Origin of the sequence: Komagataeibacter medellinensis NBRC 3288 (assembly GCF_000182745.2) — a bacterium.
GTDB classification, from domain to species: domain Bacteria; phylum Pseudomonadota; class Alphaproteobacteria; order Acetobacterales; family Acetobacteraceae; genus Komagataeibacter; species Komagataeibacter medellinensis.
The window spans coordinates 1,610,120-1,632,635 of sequence record NC_016027.1; the positions used below are offsets into that span (position 1 = coordinate 1,610,120).

The following is a 22,516-nucleotide window of genomic DNA, read 5'->3' on the forward strand; positions in this document are numbered from 1 at the left end:
TTACCGCACCCCCTGTTATGACACAGGCGGTTGACCATTGCTTCCGCTTGGCGCATCCCCGCAGTGTTGATGACGGAAGTAAGGATGAAACTGTGAAGGTTATCGTTCTGGGCGCGGGCGTGGTGGGTGTTACCGCCGCATGGTACCTGGCAAAGGAAGGCCATGAGGTTACGGTCGTGGACCGCCAGCCTGCAGCCGCGCTGGAAACATCCTTTGCCAATGCGGGCCAGATCTCACCGGGGTTTTCCGCACCCTGGGCCGAACCTGCCCTGCCGCTCAAGGTGCTGCGGTGGATGAGCGGCCGCCACGCTCCCATCACTATCCGTCCCCGCCTCGACCTGGCCATGCTGCGCTGGATCGGACAGTTGCTGGCTAACTGCAATGCACATGATTACGGGATCAACAAGGCCCGCATGCTGCGCGTGGCGCAGTACAGCCGCGACTGCCTTGATACGCTACGCCAGGATACCGGCATTACCTATGATGATGAACAGCGCGGCCTGATTCAGCTTTTCCGCACGCAGGCGCAACTTGATGGCGCCAGCCGTGACATGGCGCTGCTGGAACAGGCGGGCATTGCCCACGAACTGCTGGACCGCGACGGGATTGCCCGGCACGAACCGGGCCTTGCGGCAAAGCGACACCTGTTCAGTGGTGGCCTGCGCCTGCCAGGTGACGAGTCGGGAGACTGCCACATGTTCACCCAACGCCTGGCCCAGAAGGCGGAAGCGGAACTGGGCGTCACGTTCCATTATGAGACAGTGGTGGAGGCACTGGACGCCGCCGCCACCGAGATACTGGGCGTACGCACATCGCACGGGCGCCTGACAGCAGATGCCTATGTTGTTTCCATGGGCAGCTATTCCCCCCTGCTGCTGCGCCCGCTGGGACTTGCTCTGCCGGTTTATCCTACCAAGGGCTATTCCCTGACGCTGCCGGTCATCAATGCGATGCACGCACCGCTCTCGACGGTCAATGACACGAGCCACAAGGTTGCTATCACCCGTCTGGGTGGGCGCATCCGCATTGGTGGTACGGCAGAACTGACCGGCTACAACCTGCGCCTGAGCCGCGACCGGCGCGCATTGCTGGAACTCTCCTTCTCCGAACTGTTTGGCGGCAGCGGCGACCTGTCACAGGCCACTTACTGGACCGGCCTGCGTCCGAGCACGCCTGATGGCACGCCGGTCATCGGGCCGAGCGGACGGTTCTCCAATCTGTGGCTCAATACCGGGCATGGCACGCTGGGCTGGACCATGGCCTGTGGTTCGGGCCGTATCCTGGCAGACCGCATGAGCAACAGACCGACTGAAATCCCCAGCCTTGACCTGTCACTGGACCGTTACGCCAGAGGCTGACAGAACTGGTGCCCTACCTTGCAGACAATAAAAAAGCCCGGTGTAAACCGGGCTTTTCCATCTGGCTGCCATGACCGGCCCCACCATGGCGGCGGGGCCGGTCGGCATGCGGCAGTGATTACTGTGCGGCCGGAGCAGCAGGGGCTTCTGCGCCCGCAGCAGCCTTTTTCGCACCATGGTGATGGCCACCGTGGTGGCTGCCGCTGTGGTGCTTCTTCGCACCAGCTTCCGGAGCAGCGGTGCCAGCAGCGGCGTCCGGTGCGTGTTCCGGGGCAGAAACGGCCGGAGTTGTGGGCTCAGCCGTCTGCGCCATGACAGGTGCGGCAACGCCCATGATGGCAACAGCGGACATGGCGGCAAGAAAACGACGGGGGGAAACGATCATATAAAAATACTCCACAGACCGGGACTTTTCATCCCAATACGTCCACCAGGAGAGCGAATCGCTACACCCGGACTGACCCCCATGCTGTAACATGCCGCATGGGGAGTGTCTCGAATTAAAATTTCTAAATTTATGGAAAGCATCATCTAATTGCCGCATGGGGACCACAATCTCAAGAACTGAAACATTACTAAAGATTGCAGTCCCACACGGGGCAGGGCAGGAAATCAGTCAACCGTGCCCGAACGTTCGCGCTTCTTGCGCTCGTGCGGGTCAAGGTAACGCTTGCGGATACGCACGGCAGACGGTGTGACCTCAACCAGTTCATCATCCTCGATATAGGCGATGGCCTGCTCAAGGTTCATCTTGCGCGGCGGAATCAGCAGCAGGGCCTCATCCTTGCCGGCGGCACGGATATTGGTCAGCTTCTTTTCACGGATCGGGTTCACTTCCAGGTCATTCTCACGCGAATGCTCGCCAATGATCATGCCCACGTAAACCTTCTCGCCCGCATCGACGAACAGCGTGCCACGGTCCTGCAGCGAGAACAGCGAATACTGCGTGGTCGCGCCATCTTCGGACGAGATCAGCGAACCGTTACGGCGGCCGGCAATCGGGCCGACATAGGGCTGATAGCCCGAGAACAGGCGGTTCATGATGCCCGAACCGCGCGTGTCGGTCAGGAATTCGCCGTGATAGCCGATCAGCCCGCGCGAGGGGATCTGGAATGTCAGGCGCACCTTGCCACCGCCAGAGGGCTGCATGTCCTGCATGATGCCCTTGCGCAGCGCCATCTTTTCAACCACAACGCCCGAATACGGCTCGTCCACGTCAATCAGGACTTCCTCGAACGGCTCTTCGCGCTCACCGGTTTCCTCATTGGTGCGGAACAGCACGCGGGGGCGACCGATGGTCAGCTCGAAACCCTCGCGGCGCATCTGCTCGATCAGCACGCCAAGCTGCAGTTCGCCACGGCCGGCTACCTCGAAAGCCTCGCTCTCGGGGCTTTCGGATACGCGGATGGCGATGTTGCCTTCCGTTTCCTTGAACAGGCGGTCACGGATCTGGCGCGACGTGACCTTCTTGCCTTCACGGCCACCCAGCGGGCCATCGTTGAGGCGGAAGGTCATGGACAGCGTCGGCGGGTCAACCGGGGTGGAGGGCAGCGGTTCCTTGACTTCAAGGGCAGCGATCGTCTCGGGAATCGTCGCATCCGACAGGCCGGCCACGGCCACGATGTCACCGGCTTCGACTTCTTCCACCGGCACGCGGTCCAGGCCACGGAAGGACAGCAGCTTGGTCAGACGGCCAGTTTCCACAACCGAACCATCGGGACGCAGCACATGCACCGGCATGTTCATCTTTGCCGTGCCCTGTTCAACACGACCGGTCAGCACGCGACCGAGGAAGTTGTCGTTTTCAAGGATGGTGGCGACCATCGCGAACGGCGCGTCCTTGTTCACCTTCGGCGCCGGTACGTGGCGCAGGATCAGGTCGAACAGCGGGGAAAGGTCCTTGCGCGGTCCCTCGATTTCCGTATCGGCCCAGCCCTGACGGCCCGAGGCGTACAGCATGGGGAAATCAAGCTGTTCGTCATTCGCGCCCAGGGCGGCGAACAGGTCAAAGATCTCGTTATGGACTTCGTCGGGACGGGCATCGCCACGGTCGATCTTGTTGACGACCACGATCGGCTTCAGGCCGCGCGCCAGCGCCTTGCCCACCACGAACTTCGTCTGCGGCAGCGCGCCTTCGGCGGAGTCGACCAGCACGACCGCGCCGTCAACCATGCTCAGGATACGCTCGACCTCACCACCGAAATCGGCATGGCCCGGGGTGTCAATAATGTTGATGCGGGTATCTTTCCACACAACCGACGTACACTTGGCCAGGATGGTGATGCCACGCTCACGCTCCAGGTCATTGCTGTCCATGGCGCGTTCGGCAACGTGCTGGTTGTCACGGAAGGAACCGGACTGTTTGAGAAGCTGATCGACGAGTGTGGTCTTGCCATGATCGACGTGCGCGATAATGGCGATATTGCGGATATCCATAACTGCTCTTGACCTGACTTTCCTTGGCGGATGCCATAAGGGGCGCAGCGGCACATTACGGGCGGATACCCGTGCGTGCAGCGGCGGAATGGGTGGCTGCTGGGTGCGTAGATAACGGGGAAAGGGCGGGATTGCACGCGAAACTTCGCGTACTCCCCCCTCACACCCGCATGATGGGGGCGGCCCTGCTCAGAAATCCATGTCCTGGCGCATGTTCATGAGCGGGCGCGCGCCGTAATGCGAAATCACTTCCGATGCGGCAACACTGCCCAGACGCCCGCATTCGGCCAGCGTGCGGTCCGATGTCCACCCCGCCAGGAAACCCGCCGCATAGGCATCGCCCGCCCCGGTCGTGTCCACCACCTGCGTGCGCACGCTGTCGATCACGATACGCTTGCTGTCCTGTATGATCACGCTGCCCTGTTCGGAGCGGGTCAGGACAGCGAAGTGCGTCTCGGTGGCGACGCGGCGGGCCGCCTCCTCGAAATCATCGGTCTCGTACAGCGCGCAGATCTCGGTCTCGTTGGCGAACAGGATATCGACATGCCCGCGCACAAGGTCATGGAAAGCCTTGCGGTGACGGTCCACGCAGAAACGGTCGGACAGGGAAAGGGCAACCTTGCGCCCCGCCTCGTGCGCGATGCGTGCGGCCGTGCGGAAGGCTTCCTGCGCATCTGGCGGGTCGAACAGGTAACCTTCCATATACAGCACCTTTGATGCGCACACGACATCAGCCAGCACATCGGCCGGACTGAAGGTGACGCAGGCGCCCAGATAGGTGTTCATGGTCCGCTGCCCGTCGGGTGTGACAAGGATGATGCAGCGCGCGGTGGGGCTGTGCTCGCTGGCATCGCCCTGCAGCGGGGATGAGGGGAAATACACACCAGCCGCCTGCATGTCGGCCGCAAAGGCGCGGCCCGGCGCATCATCCGCCACCTTGCCCAGATAGGCCACCCGCGCCCCCATGTTGGACGCCACCACACAGGTATTGGCAGCCGACCCGCCGCCCATTTCCTTCTCGCGCGTGATCTGGTTGTACAGCGCCTGGGCACGCGCGGCATCAATCAGTGTCATGCTGCCCGGCGTCATGCCATTGCTGTGCGGGAAATCGGCTTCAACCGGCGCCAGAACATCGACAATCGCATTGCCGATGCCCAGCAGGTCGAACCGGCATTCCGCCGTCTGTCCCGAATTTTCCATATCCTGGCTCCTTGCCCCATCTTTTCCACGCGGGCATGGCGCCGGACGCCATGAAATAACCCATTTGTCCCCACATGATGCAGCGCATCGCTATCATTGGCCGGTAAGCGGCGCAACGGATGATATTTTAGCACCGTTGTTCCCCTTAACGCCCTTGTCCACCTGATCGGGGCAAGTATAACCGATGGAAGGGGGCTGCGGCCTGCAACCAGCCCGAGAGCGTAAGTATCTTCCAGTCCGGAGCGTTCTGTGTTCCGATGCAGCATAACCAAGCGGGGTAATATTGTTTAAAAGACGCAAGCCAGCAGCAACCCAGCCATCTGCTCCCACTCCGCCCCCCGCGCAGCAGCCGGGCCGTCCGGCCGCCGCCGGTGGCACTTCCTCCCCCTCCCTACCTGCCAGCAAGGAAAACGCATCCATGGCCCGTCCTCCCTTCCCGCCCACGCCCTCCCCCGTTCCGGGTGGCGCACCGCGCCCCGGTGCCCCGGGCGCACCTGCAGCCAAGAAGGAAAATGACCGCCGGACCCTGGTCGTTGGCCGTGGCATCAGCGTACAGGGCACCATTCAGGACGCCGAGCGTCTGGTCGTGGAAGGAACGGTTGAATCCTCGCTGATCAACGCATCCGAACTACAGATTGCACAGGGCGGCATCTTCAAGGGTGAAGTTGAAGTCGAGGACGCGGAACTGGCCGGCACCATCGACGGCACGCTTACGGTACGCGGCAGCCTGACCATCCGCTCCACCGGGCGCCTGCTGGGCAAGGCGAAGTGCCGTCGCCTGAAGGTGGAAGATGGCGGACAGGTTACCGGTCAGCTGGAAATGATCACCACTCCCGCAGCCCCTGCAACCCCCGCTCCGGCTACCCCTGCGGCCCAGCCCGCCCCGCGTCCGGTCGCAAGCTGAACAGCTTATGTTCCGCCCGGCATGCCGGGCGGGATATAAAAAACGCCAGTGGCAGTCATGCCCTGGCGTTTTTTAATGGGAGCAACCAAACAGCGTGAACGATCAGGCCACGTTATCGCGCCGGTCACGCAGCTTGACATAGGCCAGTTGGGCATGTTCAGCGCAGTAGGGCTTGCCCGGTAGTGGGGTAGCCCCACAGAAATGGAAGCCCGGCGTGCCGGGATCACCCAGCGGCCAGCAGCAGGACTGGCTGCTGCGGCGGCGCGGTTCACTGACCGGCCGCAGCGCTGCGGCCGCAGCGCGCGTTGCACGGGCGGAAGGACGGGGCGCACGCGGTTCTACCGCCGGCTCCTGCGCGGTAGCGGCAGGCGTTGGCGCAGTGACTTCCACCTTGGGCCGGGATGCCTCGACCGGAACCACGGGGGCGGCCTGCGGCACAGGGGGCGGGACAGCTGCGGCGGCAGGCGCGGCTTCCACCTCTGCCGGGGCTGGCGAAGAGGGCGCTGCCTGGGCCGAGGCCATCGCTGCGGCAGATTCAGCCGCAGGCGCCGCCGTTACGGGCTTCGCCGCCCTGCGGATAGGCGACGGACGGGGCTTGAGGCCAAGGCGATGCGCCTTGCCCACAACCGCGTTCTTGGTAACCGACAGTTGGCGGCCGATTTCCGCAGTCGACAAACCCTGCTGCCACAGATCACGCAGGCGCGCGATCGTCTCCTCGGTCCATTCCATCGCCATCGTTCAGCACTCCTTACGCGGAATGGGGGGAAACTAGGCGCATCCCCTATCCGGCTCAACTCCCAATGCACAGAATCTTGTGGACAGTTCTGCGCATAACCTGTTTGCAACCCCGGTAAAACGCGCAAGGCCGGCGCTGGATCAATCGTGGATCAGCTTTACCTTGCCTTCCTCGACCCCCATGACCAGACGCCCTGCCTTGAGTTCGCGCGCCAGCTTGCCAAAAACTTCGTTACGCCAGCCATGGAAGGCAGGAATATCCGCTGCGTCATCCAGTGCAAAACGGTCCAGGTCTTCTGATGAGGCCACGAGCTTGGGAGCCACACGATGCGTCTCGCAACAGGCAGCCAGCAGCACCTTGAGCAGCGCGATCAGCGCGGGCGAAGGACGCTGCGTATCCTTTGCACGCCCCTTGGGCAGGCGCGGCAGGTCCGCTTCGGGTATGGTTTGAGCCTGCGCCACGGTTTCCAGCAGGGTCTGGCCGCTCCGCCCTTCGGCAAAGCCGCGCGAGACACCGCGTACACGGGCAAGAGCCTCTATGGTCGCCGGCATGGTGGCCGCGATTTCCATCAGGCTTTCATCCTTGAGCAGGCGCTGGCGCGGCACGTTGATACGCTGGGCCTCCCCTTCCCGCCACGCCACGATGGCACGCAGAATGCCCAGCATACGGCGGTTGTTGGTGCGCGGACGCATCTTTTCCCACAATGTAAACGGGTCGGGGCGGAAGGTGGCGGGGTTATTGAGCACATCCAATTCGGCCGCAACCCACTCCAGTCGGCCTTCCTGCTGCAACTGGGTCAGCAGTTTGTCATAGACCAGCCGCAAATACGTGACATCCGCCGCCGCATACCCGATCTGGGCCGGGGAAAGCGGGCGGGCCGACCAGTCGGAAAAGCGATGTGACTTGTCGATCTGCACACCCAGCAAGGACCAGACAAGATTGTCATACCCCACCTGGTCGCCATGCCCCGCCACCATGGCCGCGACCTGGGTATCGAACAGGGCGGCAGGCAGGCGATCAAACAGGTGCAGGAAAATTTCAAGGTCCTGCCGCGCGGCATGAAAGACCTTGACCACACCCGCATCATCCAGCAGTTCCCCCAGGGAAGACAGATCAATACCCGGGGCGGTCGTGTCGATCACCACCACATCATCTTTCCCGGCCAGCTGTACCAGGCACAGTTCGGGCCAGTACGTACGTTCGCGCACGAACTCGGTATCAATCGTGACAAACGGCTCACCGCGCAGTCGCGTAGTGACAGCCTCAAGCTCCGCCGTGGTGGTTATCAGAACAGGAGCAGGAAATTCGGGTCGGGATACACGTGCCATAGCGTGCAGTTATCACGCCTGCCCCCTGTTGCGAAAGCCGGGAAAACCGCATGCCGACCCCCTGTATTTCCGTTGACGCAAGCCACACCAATCCTGCATGAGCCATGCAACCCTATTCCAGTGCTGATGGATCCCTTCATGAACACCCGCCCTATCCCTGATGACGGCAGTCGGTCCCTGACCCAGCTTGGCCAGAATGCCACCCAACCCTCCAGCCCCGAAGAAGCCAGACTGGAACGCGTACCCGCCCCCGAACGCGGGCAACACTATGTTATCCGCTTTACGGCGCCAGAGTTTACATCGCTCTGTCCGGTTACCGGGCAGCCGGATTTCGCACATATCGTGATTGACTATATTCCCGATGAATGGATCGTAGAAAGCAAGTCCCTCAAACTGTTCCTGACCAGCTTCCGCAATCATGGTGCATTTCACGAAAAATGTTCAATGCAGATCGCGCTGACACTGGTTGACCTGCTCAAGCCTGTCTGGCTGCGGATCGGGGCCTACTGGTACCCCCGTGGCGGCATACCGATCGACATATTCTGGCAGACCGGCACCGCGCCCGATGGCGTCTGGGTTCCTGCGCAGGATGTACCTGGCTATCGTGGACGCGGCTGAGCAATCAGCCGTGATTTTCATGCCTTGATAAAAAAATAATAAAGTTTTGTTTGGTATCGCTTTTTTAGAAGACGGTATTCTCTGAAGTTTTTTGGAAAAAGATTCACCAAAAACTTCCTATTATTTTAAAAACAAAAAAAGCGCCCCAAACAGGGCGCTTTTTACGGATCAATTACCTGGTCCCATGCCCTTACGGGCATGAAACATAAAGCATCAGATCGATGAAATCGGCACGACAGACTGCGCGGCCTCGATCTCGGCACGGGCAGACTGGATCTTGCCCATGAGGATATCCAGCGCGGGCACGTTCATCTTGTCCGCCGCCTCATAGGACTTTTCCAGGCCTTCCAGTCGTGCTTCCGCATCGTCAACCGAAAGATCTTCAACCCGCAGCGCCCGGTCAGCCAGAATGGTGCAGTGGGTAGGTGCCATATCGGCAAACCCACCCGCCACGAAGAAGCGGTTTGTAACTGCCGCCCCTTCATAAACATCAACCACACCACCGCGCAGCATCAGCATGAGCGGCGCATGATCCGGCATTGCCGCGATATCACCTTCCGACCCTGGCATGACGACCATATCGGCATCATGCGCGAACATGACCTTTTCCGGACTGACAATCTTGACCTTAATGGACATGGTCTATCTTCCTTGCGTCAGGGGGGCGGGGTTCAGGCCGATTCCTTCATTTTCTCAGCCTTGGCCACCGCTTCCTCAATCGCACCAACCATGTAGAAGGCACCTTCAGGCAGGTCATCATATTCACCCGCCACGATCGCCTTGAACGAGCGGACCGTATCTTCCAGCGAAACCAGCTTGCCCGGTGCACCCGTAAACACTTCGGCCACATGGAACGGCTGGGACAGGAAGCGCTGGATACGACGCGCACGCGCCACAATCAGCTTATCGTCTTCCGACAGTTCATCCATGCCCAAGATGGCGATGATGTCCTGCAGGGACTTGTAAGTCTGCAGGATACGCTGCACGTCACGTGCCACCTGATAATGCTCATCACCCACGATCTTGGGGTCAAGTGAGCGCGATGTGGAATCCAGCGGGTCAACGGCCGGATAGATGCCCATTTCCGCAATGGAACGGTTGAGCACCGTGGTTGCATCCAGATGGGCGAAGGTCGCGGCAGGTGCCGGATCGGTCAGGTCATCGGCCGGCACGTAAACGGCCTGCACCGAGGTGATCGAACCCTTCTTGGTGGAAGTGATGCGCTCCTGCAGGGCACCCATTTCCGTCGCTAGCGTGGGCTGATAGCCCACAGCGGAAGGAATACGCCCCAGAAGCGCGGACACTTCGGCACCAGCCTGCGTAAAGCGGAAGATGTTGTCGACGAAGAACAGTACGTCCTGACCTTCGACATCACGGAAATATTCCGCAACCGTCACACCGGACAGGGCAACACGCGCACGCGCACCCGGCGGCTCGTTCATCTGGCCATAGACCAGCGCCACCTTGGACCCTTCGGTTGAATCGCCATTCAGCTTGATGACGTTCGCGTCCTGCATTTCGTAATACAGGTCGTTACCTTCACGGGTACGTTCACCCACGCCAGCAAAAACCGACACGCCCCCATGCGCCTTGGCGATGTTGTTGATCAGTTCCTGGATGATGACGGTCTTGCCCACGCCAGCACCACCGAACAGGCCAACCTTACCACCCTTCAGGTACGGGCACAGCAGATCGACAACCTTGATGCCCGTGGGCAGGATCTCGGTCGCGGCAGCCTGCTCATCAAAAGCCGGGGCGGCACGGTGGATGGAGGAACGGCCAACGGCCTGCACCGGGCCGCGGTCATCAATCGGCTCACCGATGACATTGAGGATACGGCCCAGCGTGCCCGGACCAACCGGCACGGTGATCTGGGTGCCAGTGGCGGTCACTTCCACGCCGCGGCTCAGGCCATCGGTCGTATCCATGGCAATGCAGCGGACTTCGTGTTCACCGATTTCCTGCGCCACTTCCAGCACCAAGGTCTGGCCGTTGAGCTGGATATGCAGCGCTTCAAGGATATGCGGCAGCGTACCCTCGAACTGCACGTCAACAACGGCGCCGCGGACCTGCGTCACGCGACCAACGACATTGCTTTTCTGCGCCTGCGTGGAGACAGGAGCCTCTTGAGTTGTGGTTTCCGACATGGGACAGCTCCTGTGAGCGTGAAGATCGATCCTCAGACAGCCTGCGCGCCCGAGATGATCTCGATCAGTTCATTGGTAATATTGGTCTGACGCGTACGGTTGTACTTCAGTGTCAGCCCGTCGATGGCCTTGCCCGCGTTGCGGGTCGCGTTATCCATGGCCGTCATCCGCGCGCCGTTTTCACCCGCTGCGGTCTCCAGCATGGTCGCGTAGATCTGCACCTGCAGGTTACGCGGCAGCAGGCTGGTCAGGAGCGTGCCCTCATCGGGCTCAAACTCGTAGGTTGCAACATCGGACTCATCGGCGTTGTCATTATCCGGCAACGCCAGCGGCACGAGCTGCATTTCTGTGGGCGTCTGGGTCATGACGTTGCGGAACTGGTTATAGACCAGCGTGCAGACGTCAAACTCGCCCTTTTCCAGCAGCGCCGCGATCTGCTCACCGAGTTCCGTCGCGGCGGAAAAGGGAATTTCCTTACCTGCGGCCAGATGGCGGTGATCGATGATCAGGTCGGCAAAGTCGCGCGACAGGAATTCGTACGTCTTGCGCCCGACCGGCAGGATCTTGACGGTCTTGCCCTCGGCCTGGAGCTTAAGCACCAGGTTACGGGTCGTACGGTTGATGTTGGAGTTGAATGCACCGGCCAGACCACGGTCGCTGGACATCGGGATAAGCAGATGCACCTTGTCCTGACCGGTTCCGGTCAGGAGTGCAGGCTGCCCGCCCTGGCCTGCCACGCTACGACCGACTTCGGCCAGCATGCGGCGCATTGCGTCAGCATATGGACGAGCGGCCGCTGCACGGGTTTCCGCCCGGCGCAGCTTGGCTGCCGCGACCATCTTCATCGCGCTGGTAATCTTGCGCGTCGATTTGACGCTGCCGATCCGTGCGCGCAGTTCCTTCAGGGAAGCCATGGTTGCCCGATCTTCCTCAGTTGGCGAACTGACGGCCGAATGTCGTCAGGAAATCATTCAGACGGCTTTCGATATCCTTGCTCAGCTGACGCTGGGTGCGGATCGATTCCAGAATGTCCTTGCCCGACGTACGGACATCATCCAGCAGGCGCTTTTCATAGGTCGTGACCTTATCGACCGGCACGGCATCAATGTAGCCACGCGTGCCGGCAAACAGCACCACAACCTGCTCTTCAACCGACAGCGGTGAAGTTTCGGGCTGCTTGAGCAGTTCTACCAGACGTGCGCCACGGGCCAGCTGCTTCTGGGTGGCGGGGTCCAGATCAGATGCAAACTGCGAGAACGCAGCCATTTCACGATACTGGGCCAGTTCCAGCTTGATCTTGCCGGCAACCTGTTTCATCGCCTTGATCTGTGCCGCTGAACCAACGCGGGACACGGAACCACCTACGTTCACGGCAGGGCGGATGCCACGGTAGAACAGGTCGGTTTCAAGGAAGACCTGGCCATCGGTGATGGAAATCACGTTGGTCGGGATATAGGCGGACACGTCGCCTGCCTGCGTTTCGATCACCGGCAGAGCAGTCAGCGAACCGGCACCGAACTTGTCGGACATTTTCGCTGCGCGTTCCAGCAGGCGGGAATGCAGGTAAAACACGTCCCCCGGATAGGCTTCACGTCCGGGCGGGCGGCGCAGCAGCAGCGACATCTGGCGGTAAGCAACGGCCTGCTTGGACAGGTCATCATACACGATCAGGGCATGCATGCCATTATCGCGGAAATACTCGCCCATGGAGCACGCGGCGTAGGGCGCCAGGTACTGCATCGGCGCCGGGTCGGACGCGGTAGCCGCCACGACGATGGAATACTCCATCGCGCCGGTCTCTTCCAGCGTGCGCACCAGTTGTGCCACGGTTGAGCGCTTCTGCCCGATCGCGACATAGATGCAGTAGAGCGACTTGCTCTCGTCACCCAGGGCATTGACGTTCTTCTGATTGACGATGGTGTCGATCAGGATGGCGGTCTTGCCGGTCTGACGGTCACCGATAATCAGTTCACGCTGGCCACGTCCGATGGGTACGAGCGCGTCAATGGCCTTGATGCCGGTCTGCATCGGTTCGCTCACGGACTGGCGCGGCATGATGCCGGGGGCCTTGAGTTCCGCACGCTTATTGATGACTTCACCAACCAGCGGCCCCTTGCCGTCGATCGGGTTGCCAAGACCGTCAACCACGCGACCGAGCAGCGCCTTGCCGGTGGGCACTTCCACCACCTTGCCGGTACGGGCAACGACATCGCCTTCGCGCATGGAGGAGTCATCACCAAAAATGACAACACCGACATTGTCATTTTCAAGGTTCAGCGCCATGCCTTTCTGGCCACTGGCGGGGAAGTCCAGCATTTCGCCGGCTTCAACATTCTGCAGGCCGTAGACACGCGCAATACCGTCGCCCACGGACAGGATGGTACCTGTCTCGGCAACGTCGGTCGCCTTGTCGAACGTGGCGATCTGCTGCTTGAGGATATCCGAAATCTCGGAGGGGCGGATTTCCATCACGCGGCTCCCTTCATGGCATGGTGCAGGCGGGTAAGGCGGGATCTGAGGCTGGTATCATACAGGCGGGCGCCAATGCGCACGACCAGACCGCCCAGCAGGGCCGCGTCAACACGCTCCTGGATATTGACTTTGGAATAGCCGGCCTCGGTAAGGCGGCTGCGAAGCTGGACACGCTGCAGGTCGGTCAGGGGGTGGGCGGAGACGATATCCGCCACCACTTCCCCCCGCCGTGCCGCAGCGATAGCCGCCAGCGCGGCAAGAATTTCACGCAGGCGCGGAAGGCGGCGGTTATCCGCCACCACGCCAACAAAATCATTCATGAGGGGGCCGAACCCTTCGGCAACCAGAACAGCGGCGACACCGCGGCGGCTGTCACGGATATCGAGTGTCCGGTCCGTCAGCACAGTGCGCAGATCGGCACTACTGTCGATCATTGCGGCAAGGCGCGTAGCCTCATCCAGAACTGGGTCAAGCTGCTGGCGTTCCGCCGCAAGCTCATAGAGCGCCGTCGCATAACGACCGGGAAGGCCATTGGCAATGGAGGCGATCGGTATTGAGGTCGTTCCACCCGAATCCACTGTCCGCTTTTCCAATCCAGAATCTTGATTCAAACACACGCTGCCTGCTCGGAAACCGCAGGTCCCGTGCGCTGCTGGCGCGGCTCTAGCACGCAGCGCAGGCACACGCAACAGACCTGACAGCAGGCGGACACAATACCAATGCCGCCAAGCCGACCGCTTTCCCGTGCCTGCGCACGCCCCCGTTACAGGTTGGCGGGATCATACATGTCCGATGCCATTTCGGAAACAGCAAAGCGGCGATTTTGTAGCCGCGCGACGCAGCCGGGCGGCGGATTTCTCGGAAAGTGGCATGCAAAAACAGCATATCAGTGGTGCGTTATCTTGAATCCAATAATGCCGCCACATCCTGCCCGCTTTTGCGGGCACGGATTCCGGTCGAAACCATACCCAGAACCGCAATACCCAAGGCGGCGGCAATCATGCACCACCACACCACATGTGTAGCCTGTGCAAATGTGCTCCACTGCACCCCATCCGCGCGCACGCTGCCCGCGCTCAGCGCGCCCCCCAGCGCAATGCCCAGAAGTGCGCCCACCTGCCTGCTAGTGGAGGCGATAGCCGCGGCGACCCCCGCCTGCGCGCGCGGCATGCCGGAAATGGCGGAATTGGTAATGGGAGCATTGCACATACCAAACCCACACCCGCACAACCCGTAGGAAAGCAGCAGCATCCCCAACGGGGTTGTGGTGTCCAAACGGGTCAGCAGGATGGCGCTCAGCACGAATCCAGCGGATGAGAGCACCAGCGGCAGGCGCGCGCCATACCGCCCCGTCAGCCGCCCCGAAAGTGGGGCGCACAGCATGCTGCCAAAGGCGAAGGGCAACGTACACAGCCCCGCCTGCAGGGCGGGCAGGCCACGCACGCCCTGCAGGTAGAGCGTGTTAAGGAACAGAAACGCGCTAAAGATGGCAAACGCCAGCACCGCAATCACGATTGCCCCGGAAAAGGGCCATGCCCGAAAAAACCGCAGGTCAATCAGCGGGGTCGCCGCACGCTGCTCGACCAGCACAAAAGCCACGATAGACAGGAACCCGAAACCTAGGAATCCGAAAATGGTTGGAGAAGCCCAGCCATAATTATGCGCCTCGATCAGACCTGAGGTCATCATGGCCAGCGCCACGATGGCCAGCAATTGTCCCGGCGCGTCGATTGCCCGTTTTGTCCCACCAAGGGATTCCGGCACAAAGCGCAGGGTCAGCGCGATCGCGATCAACCCGATCGGCACATTGACCCAGAATACCGCCTGCCAACCCACCCAGTGCACCAGCACGCCACCCACGATCGGCCCCAGCGCCAGCGCCACACCGGACGTGGCACCCCATGTGCCGATGGCCTGCGCGCGGGCGCGCGGTTCGACATAGACGCTGGTCAGGATGGAAAGAGCCACGGGATTGAGCATGGAGCCGCCAATGCCCTGCACCGCGCGCGCCATGACCAGCATGTCCACGCTACGCGCAAGACCGCACAGGGCCGACCCGCCGCAGAACAGGCCGATACCCAACAGGAACATCCGCCGCCGCCCAAAGCGGTCAGCCAGCGAACCGACCAGCAGCATGAGACTGGCCACCATGAGGGTATAGGCGTCCACCACCCATTGCAGGGTAGAGAAACTGCCATGCATTTCCGCACGGATCGAGGGAAGCACGACATTAACCACCGTCACATCCATCATAACCAGCAGAAGGCTGAGGCAGCACGTTGCCAGCACGATACGCGGATAAATGGTGACGGAGGGACTAACTGCCATGACGGATCACCCCTGACCTGAACGCCATGGCCCATGGCGGGGGCCGCCGCGCTTCCGGCAGCAAAGGACCGGAAAAAATATCTGTTTCAAGGGGCTGTATGGAGCGGGCGAAGGGAATCGAACCCTCCTCAGAAGCTTGGAAGGCTACTGCATTACCACTATGCTACGCCCGCCCACAGGTTGTCAGACCTATAGCGTTTCTGCCCCGCCGGTTGCAAGCCATAAACCAGCGCCAGCCCTAATAGGAACAAAACTTTTGCTTTTTATGCCATACCCCCTTGACTTTCGACGCGAGTCATACTTTTTTCCGCTTCCTGTGCCGGGTTCGCATGGATGACCCGAAACGGTGTGGTTTACGCCACACCAGATGTTTCGGGGTTTCGCAGGCGGCTTTGCAGGGGTGTAGCTCAATTGGCTAGAGCGCCGGTCTCCAAAACCGGAGGTTGCGGGTTCGAGACCCTCCACCCCTGCCATTCTACCGGTCGGGCATTACCCTTCCGGCCTGGCACCCGATGGGTCGGGCCACAATGGTCCGCACCGGATTCTTAGGCCCCGCACTGGCTGGAGCAGTCCAGTTGGTGCGCCGTGGCGTTGCAGGAAGGGTATTTCGTGTCGGTCAGTCCCGCGAAATTTGTTGAAGACGTACGTGCCGAAGCCAGAAAAATCACCTGGCCGACACGACGCGCCACCCTGATGACAACGGGTGCGGTCCTGGCCATGGCCGGTCTTGCATCGGTTTTCTTTTTCCTCGTCGACGAGGTGATCGGCCTTGCCGTACGGAAACTCTTCGGACTGGGAGGCTGAGTTCAGCCATGGCCAAGCGGTGGTATGTGATCCACGTCTATTCGGGCTTCGAGAAGAAGATAGCCCAGCACATCACGGAACAGGCCGCCCAGAAGGGTCTGGCCGATCATTTCGGTGAAATCCTTGTCCCCTCGGAAGAGGTGACGGAAGTGCGTCGGGGCCAGAAGGTCAACTCCGAGCGCAAATTCTTCCCCGGTTATGTGCTGGTCAACATGGAACTGACCGATGAGGCGTGGCACCTGGTCAAGGACACGCCCAAGGTTACCGGTTTCCTGGGCAGCAAGACGCGCCCCTCGCCCATCCCCAAGGTCGAGGCCGAGCGGATCATGAAACAGGCGCAGGAAGGCGTGGAGCGCGTGCGCCCCTCCGTCACTTTCGAGATTGGCGAGCAGATCCGCGTGGCCGATGGTCCCTTCACCTCGTTCAACGGCACGATCGAGGAAGTAGACGAGGAACGCGGTCGCCTGAAGGTCAGCGTTTCCATCTTTGGCCGGTCAACACCGGTGGATCTGGAATACAATCAGGTGGAGAAGGTCTGATCCTTCCCCATTTCTGAAAAAAGGGTGCCTCCGGGCACCTTTTTTATTGTCCGGTCACTTTTCAGGCTGCCAACAGTGCGTTTGCACGGTTCACAGCAAGCCCTTGATAAAAAATAATAAAGGTTTTTGTCTGCTGCCTTTTTTCAAAAAGGCAGCAGCCTTTGAAGCTTCTTGAACAAGCTTCACCAAAAACTTTCTTATGATTTCAGGTTTTTACCGGCGAGTCTGAGCGGGCGCAGGCGGCAGGGCCTGCAGCCTCTCTGCCGCCATATCCGCCACCTGCCCCGCAAGCTGGCTCAGGGCCGCCACCATGGCGCGTGTACCGCTATCGGCAGGTGTAGCCGTAAGCGCAAGCGGCACGGACAGCGCATGCTCGGCATCTCCCGCCCTGTGCACAGATAGGCTGCCGCCCAGATGCACCACGCCGCTCGCATCACGGGCAAAGCGGGTGATCTCTACTTCCACAAAACCCTGTGCGGGCACGGTGGTCGCATCGTTCTGGGCAAAGACGCTACGGCCGGGCAGGCGCTGCTGCAGGTCAGTGGCCAGCACATGCCCCAGCATGGGGGCAAGCGGCTCGCTCCAGGCCGCCCCCGCCAACGGGGTCAGGCTGTAGTCATCCTGCGTGCCGACAATGTTCTGCCGGTCCAGCGAGGGCGGTACGCCGGGCGTGCGGACCTCGATTACGGCGGGCACCTGCCCCCCCATACCGGTCGGCTGCGTGCTGGCAATGGGGGCCAGGGAGTACAGCGTCGGGTCGGATGAACCGCAGCCTGCCAGTGCCAGCAGCCCCGCCACTGCGGCACATGCCACCACGCGCGGCGGCCGGGAAGGAGTGAAATGCCAGAAGGGGCGTTGCATGTCTTATCGTCCCGTAATCAGTGCGGAAGGGTGATGGGTCAGGAAATCCGACAGGAAGCGCAGCGAACGCGCGGCATCGTTAAGCTGCTGCATCATCTGCTGCAGGTTGCGCTGGAAGTCCGTATCCCCGCCATAGCTGGACAGCACGGAATTCGCATTCTTGAGTGTCTTGTCCATGCCACTGAGCAACTGTGGCATTTCAGAGCGCGCATCATGCGATATGACCTGCAGGTTCTGTAGTGAACTCCGCAGCGCGGTCAGCGCCTGCTTGGTATCGGGGCTATTGATCCGGGCATCGGCATGGGCCAGCAGGCTGTTCAGGTTTTCACCCATCTGGGTCAGGGGCATCGCAGCGATCTTGTCACTTACGGTAGAGAGCGAATCCATAATCCCGGCCATGCCGCCCGCCTGGCCCGGCAGCACCATGGCATCGCCTTCCATCTGAACCTGGGCAGGTTTGGCATTCTTGACGAAGGTCAGCCCGATTTCGGATTCGCCGGTCAGCATGCTGGTGCTCTGCACCGAAGCCCGCAGTCCGTCCGCTACCTGCGTGCGCAGCAGGGCCGCCAGCGCCTTGGGCGAGACCTGCTGGTTATCGAGCACACGCTCGGGCTGGAGTTCCATCGCAACCCGTACCTGCGCCTTACCCGTTGCCGGATCGACCTGCAGGCGCACATCATCAATCATGCCGACCTGTATGCCGAACATGGTCAGCCTGCCGCCCTTGGTCAGGCCAGTGACGGAACTGGTGATATAAGTGACAAGCGGAATCCGCTCACGGTAGCCCGCACTGTTGGCTTCCTCGGCACTGTCATAAAGCTGGAAGGTGGTATCCGGCCCGGCGGTGATGGGCAGGGTATTCTTCTCGTTACGCACATCGGGCGGGTCAAACGCCACGCCACCGGACAGCAACGCCTGCAGGGACTGCAACTTCACCTTCAGGCCGCCCGCGCCAAGGCCCACCTGCACGCCCGATACGTTCCAGAAGCGCGTATTGGTGCGCAGGTAGTGGTCGTACGGTGCCTGAACGAAAATCTGCACCTTGATCGGCCCGCGTCCTTCGGGGGGCATGGTGTAGCCCAGCACTTCGCCCACCACCACATCGCGGAAGAAAATCGGCGCCCCCTGCCCCAATGAACCAAGGGACTGGGTAATGAGCGTATAGGTATGTCCCGGCTGGTCGGAGCGCACACCCGGCGGAGATTCAAGCCCGGTAAAGTGGGTGATGTAGCGGCCACCGGGTTCACCCGCATCCATGGCGATATACGCACCTGACATGACGGTTTCCAGACCTGTCACGCTGGCACCGTTGATGCGCGGGCGCACGACCCAGAAGCGGGCATGGTCAGTCAGCATGCGGCCTGCCGCCGAGGTCATGCGCACGCGGACTTCCACATGGTGAAAATCATCGCTCAGCCGGATGGAATCAACCGTGCCGAGCGAGACCGCCTTGTTCTTGACCTCGGTCTGACCACTGGTCAGGCCATCGGCGGTATCGAAGGTGATGACGATCAGCGGCCCGCGCCCGGTTATCCCTTTCCAACCCAGGTAGCCTGCAATCAGTAGCGCCACGATCGGCACAAGCCAGACCACTGAAAAACGGTATTTCCGTGCACGGGCCTGTGGCACCGCACCGTGCGGATCATTGGATGGAAAATCGTCATTCACGCCTGATCTGGCTCCATGCGGGCTGGAACAATACCAGCCGGGGTAAGGGAAGAAGAAGATACGGCACCGTCGCGCCCGGCCTGCGCGCGCAGCACGGCTGGCGGCAGGCCGTCAGTTACCGGGCCGTTGCGCCCTGCCGCATCCCACATGATGCGCGGGTCAAAGCTCCACGCCGCCAGCAGGGTCAGCACCACCACGGCGGCAAACGCCACCATGCCCGCATTGGCGGTGACACTGGCCATGGCATTGAAGCGCACGACCGCCACAAGGATTGAAATCATGAACACATCAATCATCGACCACCGACCCACCATGTCGACCAGCCGGAACAGCCGGGTGCGGGCCACCAGATGCCCCCGCGCGCCACGCCAGGTCTGGCCAATCATCCACCCCAGGCTGAGGATCTTGAGCATGGGCACGGTGATGGAGGCAAAGAACACGAGCAGCGAGAGCGGGATCATGCCATCCACCCACAACTCGATCGCGCCTTCGATGATGGTATGCCCCCCGCCGCCGCCCATGCGCAGGAAGGTCATGACCGGGTAAAGGTTGGCGGGGATGTAGAACACGATGGCCGCGATCAGGAAGGCGGTGGTGCGGGTGAGCGACTGCGGCAGGCGGCGCCATACCTTGTGCTCGCAGCGCGGGCAGATGCCTACGCAGTGCATGTTGGTAACCGGTTGCGCCAGTTCCCCCACCAGTCCGCACGATGTGCAGGCGACCAGATGGTCTACCGGCGGCAGGCCGGTCTCGTCCACATGGGCGTAATCCACCACCACCTTCTGGCCGTTTTCGTTACGGGTGACACGGTCGATCCGGCGGTGGCGCCAGATCATCTCGGTATCCAGTGTCGAATCGGTAGCGGCCATGGTCAGCATCAATGCACCAATCAGGTACACCGCAGGCCCCACGTCCACATGCGCCATATCAGTCAGTTTGGTGTAAGCCACGAAGATGCCAAGAATATAGACCTCGACCATCGACCATGGCCGCAGCTTGTCGTACCACACCAGCACGCCCGGCGCCCAGTCGGGCAGACGTGTGCACGAAGCGGCATACAGGATGGCGAACATGAACCCGATCGCAACCGCAGGCGCCAGAATCGTAACCGCGCCAACCAGCAGCCCTGCCTCTCCCCAGCCTTCATGCATGAGTTCCATCGGCCCGGTCAGCAGGTCCACCGTGCGCTGGCGGCCATAGACATCCAGTGTCATGAGCGAGGAGGCAAGGGCCGCAAGGTAGAACGCGGCCGAACTGATACAGAAGGCCAGCGGCGTTGCCAGCGGGGCGGTGCGCCGCCTGCGCGCAAGCTTCTGCCCGCAACGCGTGCAGGTGGCCTGCTGGCCTGCCTCCAGGTCCGGCACGCGCTGGTACAGCCCGCAGCCGGGGCATTCCGACAGGCCGCCAATAATGCGCACATGCGGGACGTGGCCCAGCCCCGCATCATCACAGCGCAGCCGTGTGGAGAAAGGTGACATGCTCATACACCGCCCAGCATATAGACCAAATTAAAATGGGGAATGGCACATTTGAGATATTGCATCATGCCAGCCCATCGTTTATCAGACCCCACAGGTTTGCCGACATAGCTCAGGGGTAGAGCAACTGATTCGTAATCAGTAGGCCCTCGGTTCAATTCCGAGTGTCGGCACCACCTTTTCTTCCTGATATATATTGATTTTCTGTTACCCCTCCTGGCTACGGCTGCATGGTTATAGGGTAACAGGTGGCAGGCAGATGCCACAGCTGACCAAAGTCATGCCCCTACAGCCCGCACCACCCCAGAATCAGGCACATCACCAGCCCCGCGACCCCGATCAGGGTCTCGATGACCGACCAGGTCCGCAGGGTCTGCGCAACACTCAGCCCCAGCGCATCACGCACCTGCCAGAAGCCGGAATCATTCATCGGGCCGAACATGACCGCCCCCGCCCCGGTGCCCAGCACCATCAGTTCGGGCGAAACACCCTGCCCATGCGCCATGATGGGGGCGACAATCCCTGCCGTGGTACTCATGGCCACGGTGGCCGATCCCACCGCAAGGCGCATTCCTGCCGCCAGCCCCCATGCCAGGATGAGCAGCGGCACATGCATGTCCACCGCCGTGCGCGCAATCGCATCCGAAATGCCGCTATCCATCAGTTCCGCGCCAAAGCCACCCCCTGCACCGATCATAAGCAGTAGGCCAGCCAGCGGGCCAAGGCATTCACTGGAATAGCCAAGCACCTGCTCACGCGTAAGCCCGCGCCGCAGCCCCAGCGTCCAGAACGACAGCAGTGCCGCCAGCGCCAGTCCCACATTGGGGTCACCCGCAAAACGCAGCATGACTGCCCACCACGCCGCCTGAGATCCCATGAATCGCGTGGCCGATCCTGCCAGCATGAGCACCATGGGGGCCAGGATGGTGAACAGCGTGATGCCAAAACCAGGCAGGTCGCCACTGGCACGCGGTGCCGTGGCATGCTGGCTGGCGGCCTGCGCCCCGGCATCAGACGGCAGACGGGGCACGATAAAACGGGCATAGAACGGGCCGGACAGGATCGCCACTGGCACGCTGACCAGCGCGCCCAGCCAGATCAGGCGGCCAGTATCGGCATGGTAGGCCGCAAGGGCGAACATGGTGCCGGGATGGGGCGGCATGTAGCCCTGCACCACGGACAGCGCCGCCGTAACCGGCAGCGCCACATGCAGAAGCGGCGTGCCTGTCCGCCGTGCAATGGAAAAAGCCAGCGGCACCAGAATGACAAAACCGACGGTAAAGAATACCGAAAGCCCGACCAGCAGCCCGATCACCATCATCGCCCAGTCCAGCCGCTTCGGCCCGGCCAGTGACACCACGGTCATGGCAATGCGGTCTGCCCCGCCCGAGACCTCCAGCATCTTGCCCAGCATGGTGCCCAGCGCGATGACGGACGCAATCTGGCCCAACACCTGCCCTGCCCCGCTCTCAAACGAGGTCACGACCTTTGCCGCGGGCATGCCTGCGGCAAATCCCAGCAGCATGGACGCGATGAACAGGGCAAGGAAGGGGTTGAGCTTGGTGCGCTCAATCAGGAAAACAACAATACAGATGGCCATGACAGCCAGTAACAGGGCCATGCCGACCGACATTGCTGC

Annotated in this window: 20 protein-coding genes and 3 tRNA genes; 7 read left to right on the forward strand and 16 right to left on the reverse strand. The window is 61.4% G+C overall.

The window, feature by feature from the left end; genetic code table 11:
• Positions 1-92: 92 nt before the first annotated feature.
• A complete protein-coding gene (locus GLX_RS07355; RefSeq protein ID WP_041247700.1) occupies positions 93-1,358 on the forward strand; it encodes a D-amino acid dehydrogenase in 1,266 nt (421 codons plus the stop codon).
• 118 nt (positions 1,359-1,476) lie between these two features.
• On the opposite strand, the gene GLX_RS07360 is transcribed toward GLX_RS07355, so the two are convergent.
• The 3 genes from GLX_RS07360 to GLX_RS07370 form a co-directional block, all read right to left on the reverse strand.
• Positions 1,477-1,743 carry a hypothetical protein gene (locus GLX_RS07360; protein ID WP_041247257.1) on the reverse strand — a complete coding sequence of 89 codons (267 nt, stop codon included), beginning with the start codon at positions 1,741-1,743 and terminating at the stop codon, positions 1,477-1,479.
• A 227-nt stretch (positions 1,744-1,970) separates the two neighbouring features.
• A complete protein-coding gene (typA, locus tag GLX_RS07365; RefSeq protein WP_014105360.1) occupies positions 1,971-3,794 on the reverse strand; it encodes a translational GTPase TypA in 1,824 nt (607 codons plus the stop codon).
• A gap of 189 nt (positions 3,795-3,983) precedes the next feature.
• A complete protein-coding gene (locus GLX_RS07370) occupies positions 3,984-4,994 on the reverse strand; it encodes an adenosine kinase (protein WP_014105361.1) in 1,011 nt (336 codons plus the stop codon).
• A 283-nt stretch (positions 4,995-5,277) separates the two neighbouring features.
• Here GLX_RS07370 and GLX_RS07375 point away from each other — a divergent pair, with 283 nt between their 5' ends.
• Positions 5,278-5,898: a bactofilin family protein gene (locus tag GLX_RS07375; protein WP_014105362.1), complete on the forward strand. Its 621-nt coding sequence runs from the start codon at positions 5,278-5,280 to the stop codon at positions 5,896-5,898.
• 102 nt (positions 5,899-6,000) lie between these two features.
• Here GLX_RS07375 and GLX_RS07380 read toward each other — a convergent pair whose 3' ends face one another.
• Both GLX_RS07380 and rnd read right to left on the reverse strand, forming a co-directional pair.
• Positions 6,001-6,627 carry a GcrA family cell cycle regulator gene (locus GLX_RS07380; RefSeq protein WP_193360681.1) on the reverse strand — a complete coding sequence of 209 codons (627 nt, stop codon included), beginning with the start codon at positions 6,625-6,627 and terminating at the stop codon, positions 6,001-6,003.
• 147 nt (positions 6,628-6,774) lie between these two features.
• Positions 6,775-7,962, reverse strand: a complete 1,188-nt coding sequence (rnd, locus tag GLX_RS07385; protein WP_014105364.1) for a ribonuclease D — start codon at positions 7,960-7,962, stop codon at positions 6,775-6,777.
• 138 nt (positions 7,963-8,100) lie between these two features.
• Here rnd and queF point away from each other — a divergent pair, with 138 nt between their 5' ends.
• Entirely contained in the window at positions 8,101-8,580 is a 480-nt protein-coding gene (queF, locus tag GLX_RS07390) for a preQ(1) synthase (protein ID WP_041247701.1), read from the forward strand.
• 213 nt (positions 8,581-8,793) lie between these two features.
• Here queF and atpC read toward each other — a convergent pair whose 3' ends face one another.
• The 7 genes from atpC to GLX_RS07425 form a co-directional block, all read right to left on the reverse strand.
• Positions 8,794-9,219: an ATP synthase F1 subunit epsilon gene (gene atpC, locus GLX_RS07395; protein ID WP_014105366.1), complete on the reverse strand. Its 426-nt coding sequence runs from the start codon at positions 9,217-9,219 to the stop codon at positions 8,794-8,796.
• A 32-nt stretch (positions 9,220-9,251) separates the two neighbouring features.
• Positions 9,252-10,727, reverse strand: coding sequence for a F0F1 ATP synthase subunit beta (gene atpD / locus GLX_RS07400; protein WP_014105367.1), 1,476 nt, complete (start codon positions 10,725-10,727; stop codon positions 9,252-9,254).
• A gap of 32 nt (positions 10,728-10,759) precedes the next feature.
• A complete protein-coding gene (locus GLX_RS07405) occupies positions 10,760-11,641 on the reverse strand; it encodes a F0F1 ATP synthase subunit gamma (RefSeq protein ID WP_014105368.1) in 882 nt (293 codons plus the stop codon).
• A gap of 16 nt (positions 11,642-11,657) precedes the next feature.
• Positions 11,658-13,196, reverse strand: coding sequence for a F0F1 ATP synthase subunit alpha (gene atpA, locus GLX_RS07410; protein WP_014105369.1), 1,539 nt, complete (start codon positions 13,194-13,196; stop codon positions 11,658-11,660).
• Positions 13,196-13,792 (reverse strand): F0F1 ATP synthase subunit delta, encoded by a 597-nt coding sequence (locus GLX_RS07415; protein ID WP_041247259.1) that lies wholly within the window; start codon positions 13,790-13,792, stop codon positions 13,196-13,198. Before GLX_RS07415 ends, atpA begins: the two co-directional genes overlap by 1 nt.
• Positions 13,793-14,096: 304 nt before the next feature.
• Entirely contained in the window at positions 14,097-15,527 is a 1,431-nt protein-coding gene (locus tag GLX_RS07420; protein WP_014105371.1) for an MFS transporter, read from the reverse strand.
• 99 nt (positions 15,528-15,626) lie between these two features.
• Positions 15,627-15,700: transfer RNA gene (locus tag GLX_RS07425), tRNA-Gly, on the reverse strand.
• A gap of 223 nt (positions 15,701-15,923) precedes the next feature.
• Here GLX_RS07425 and GLX_RS07430 point away from each other — a divergent pair.
• The 3 genes from GLX_RS07430 (at position 15,924) to nusG (ending at position 16,870) form a co-directional block, all read left to right on the forward strand.
• Positions 15,924-16,000 (forward strand) — tRNA-Trp (locus GLX_RS07430).
• A gap of 136 nt (positions 16,001-16,136) precedes the next feature.
• The gene (secE, locus tag GLX_RS07435; RefSeq protein ID WP_041247702.1) at positions 16,137-16,331 is read left to right on the forward strand and encodes a preprotein translocase subunit SecE; all 195 of its coding nucleotides are present in this window, start codon (positions 16,137-16,139) and stop codon (positions 16,329-16,331) included.
• A gap of 8 nt (positions 16,332-16,339) precedes the next feature.
• Positions 16,340-16,870 (forward strand): transcription termination/antitermination protein NusG, encoded by a 531-nt coding sequence (gene nusG, locus GLX_RS07440; protein ID WP_010508943.1) that lies wholly within the window; start codon positions 16,340-16,342, stop codon positions 16,868-16,870.
• A gap of 213 nt (positions 16,871-17,083) precedes the next feature.
• Here the strand turns inward: nusG and GLX_RS07445 are convergent, their stop codons facing one another.
• From GLX_RS07445 to GLX_RS07455, 3 genes are read right to left on the reverse strand one after another with little or no spacing between them, the layout of a single operon-like run.
• The gene (locus tag GLX_RS07445; RefSeq protein ID WP_014105373.1) at positions 17,084-17,731 is read right to left on the reverse strand and encodes a PqiC family protein; all 648 of its coding nucleotides are present in this window, start codon (positions 17,729-17,731) and stop codon (positions 17,084-17,086) included.
• A 3-nt stretch (positions 17,732-17,734) separates the two neighbouring features.
• Positions 17,735-19,399, reverse strand: a complete 1,665-nt coding sequence (locus tag GLX_RS07450) for a PqiB family protein (protein WP_014105374.1) — start codon at positions 19,397-19,399, stop codon at positions 17,735-17,737.
• Positions 19,396-20,883: a paraquat-inducible protein A gene (locus GLX_RS07455; RefSeq protein ID WP_014105375.1), complete on the reverse strand. Its 1,488-nt coding sequence runs from the start codon at positions 20,881-20,883 to the stop codon at positions 19,396-19,398. The genes GLX_RS07450 and GLX_RS07455 overlap by 4 nt, the downstream gene beginning before the upstream one ends.
• A gap of 95 nt (positions 20,884-20,978) precedes the next feature.
• Here GLX_RS07455 and GLX_RS07460 point away from each other — a divergent pair.
• Positions 20,979-21,053 (forward strand) — tRNA-Thr (locus GLX_RS07460).
• 110 nt (positions 21,054-21,163) lie between these two features.
• On the opposite strand, the gene GLX_RS07465 is transcribed toward GLX_RS07460, so the two are convergent.
• Entirely contained in the window at positions 21,164-22,510 is a 1,347-nt protein-coding gene (locus GLX_RS07465) for a GntT/GntP/DsdX family permease (protein ID WP_014105376.1), read from the reverse strand.
• Between the last annotated feature and the right edge of the window lie 6 nt (positions 22,511-22,516).

Excerpts from the sequence above, each read along its gene's own strand:
- GLX_RS07360 (WP_041247257.1), bottom strand. The coding sequence starts at position 1,743 with ATGATCGTTTCCCCCCGTCGTTTTCTTGCCGCCATGTCCGCTGTTGCC.
- typA (WP_014105360.1), bottom strand. The coding sequence starts at position 3,794 with ATGGATATCCGCAATATCGCCATTATCGCGCACGTCGATCATGGCAAG.
- GLX_RS07370 (WP_014105361.1), bottom strand. The coding sequence starts at position 4,994 with ATGGAAAATTCGGGACAGACGGCGGAATGCCGGTTCGACCTGCTGGGC.
- GLX_RS07380 (WP_193360681.1), bottom strand. The coding sequence starts at position 6,627 with ATGGAATGGACCGAGGAGACGATCGCGCGCCTGCGTGATCTGTGGCAG.
- rnd (WP_014105364.1), bottom strand. The coding sequence starts at position 7,962 with ATGGCACGTGTATCCCGACCCGAATTTCCTGCTCCTGTTCTGATAACC.
- queF (WP_041247701.1), top strand. The coding sequence starts at position 8,101 with ATGAACACCCGCCCTATCCCTGATGACGGCAGTCGGTCCCTGACCCAG.
- atpC (WP_014105366.1), bottom strand. The coding sequence starts at position 9,219 with ATGTCCATTAAGGTCAAGATTGTCAGTCCGGAAAAGGTCATGTTCGCG.
- atpD (WP_014105367.1), bottom strand. The coding sequence starts at position 10,727 with ATGTCGGAAACCACAACTCAAGAGGCTCCTGTCTCCACGCAGGCGCAG.
- GLX_RS07405 (WP_014105368.1), bottom strand. The coding sequence starts at position 11,641 with ATGGCTTCCCTGAAGGAACTGCGCGCACGGATCGGCAGCGTCAAATCG.
- atpA (WP_014105369.1), bottom strand. The coding sequence starts at position 13,196 with ATGGAAATCCGCCCCTCCGAGATTTCGGATATCCTCAAGCAGCAGATC.
- GLX_RS07420 (WP_014105371.1), bottom strand. The coding sequence starts at position 15,527 with ATGGCAGTTAGTCCCTCCGTCACCATTTATCCGCGTATCGTGCTGGCA.
- nusG (WP_010508943.1), top strand. The coding sequence starts at position 16,340 with ATGGCCAAGCGGTGGTATGTGATCCACGTCTATTCGGGCTTCGAGAAG.
- GLX_RS07445 (WP_014105373.1), bottom strand. The coding sequence starts at position 17,731 with ATGCAACGCCCCTTCTGGCATTTCACTCCTTCCCGGCCGCCGCGCGTG.
- GLX_RS07455 (WP_014105375.1), bottom strand. The coding sequence starts at position 20,883 with ATGAGCATGTCACCTTTCTCCACACGGCTGCGCTGTGATGATGCGGGG.
- GLX_RS07465 (WP_014105376.1), bottom strand. The coding sequence starts at position 22,510 with ATGTCGGTCGGCATGGCCCTGTTACTGGCTGTCATGGCCATCTGTATT.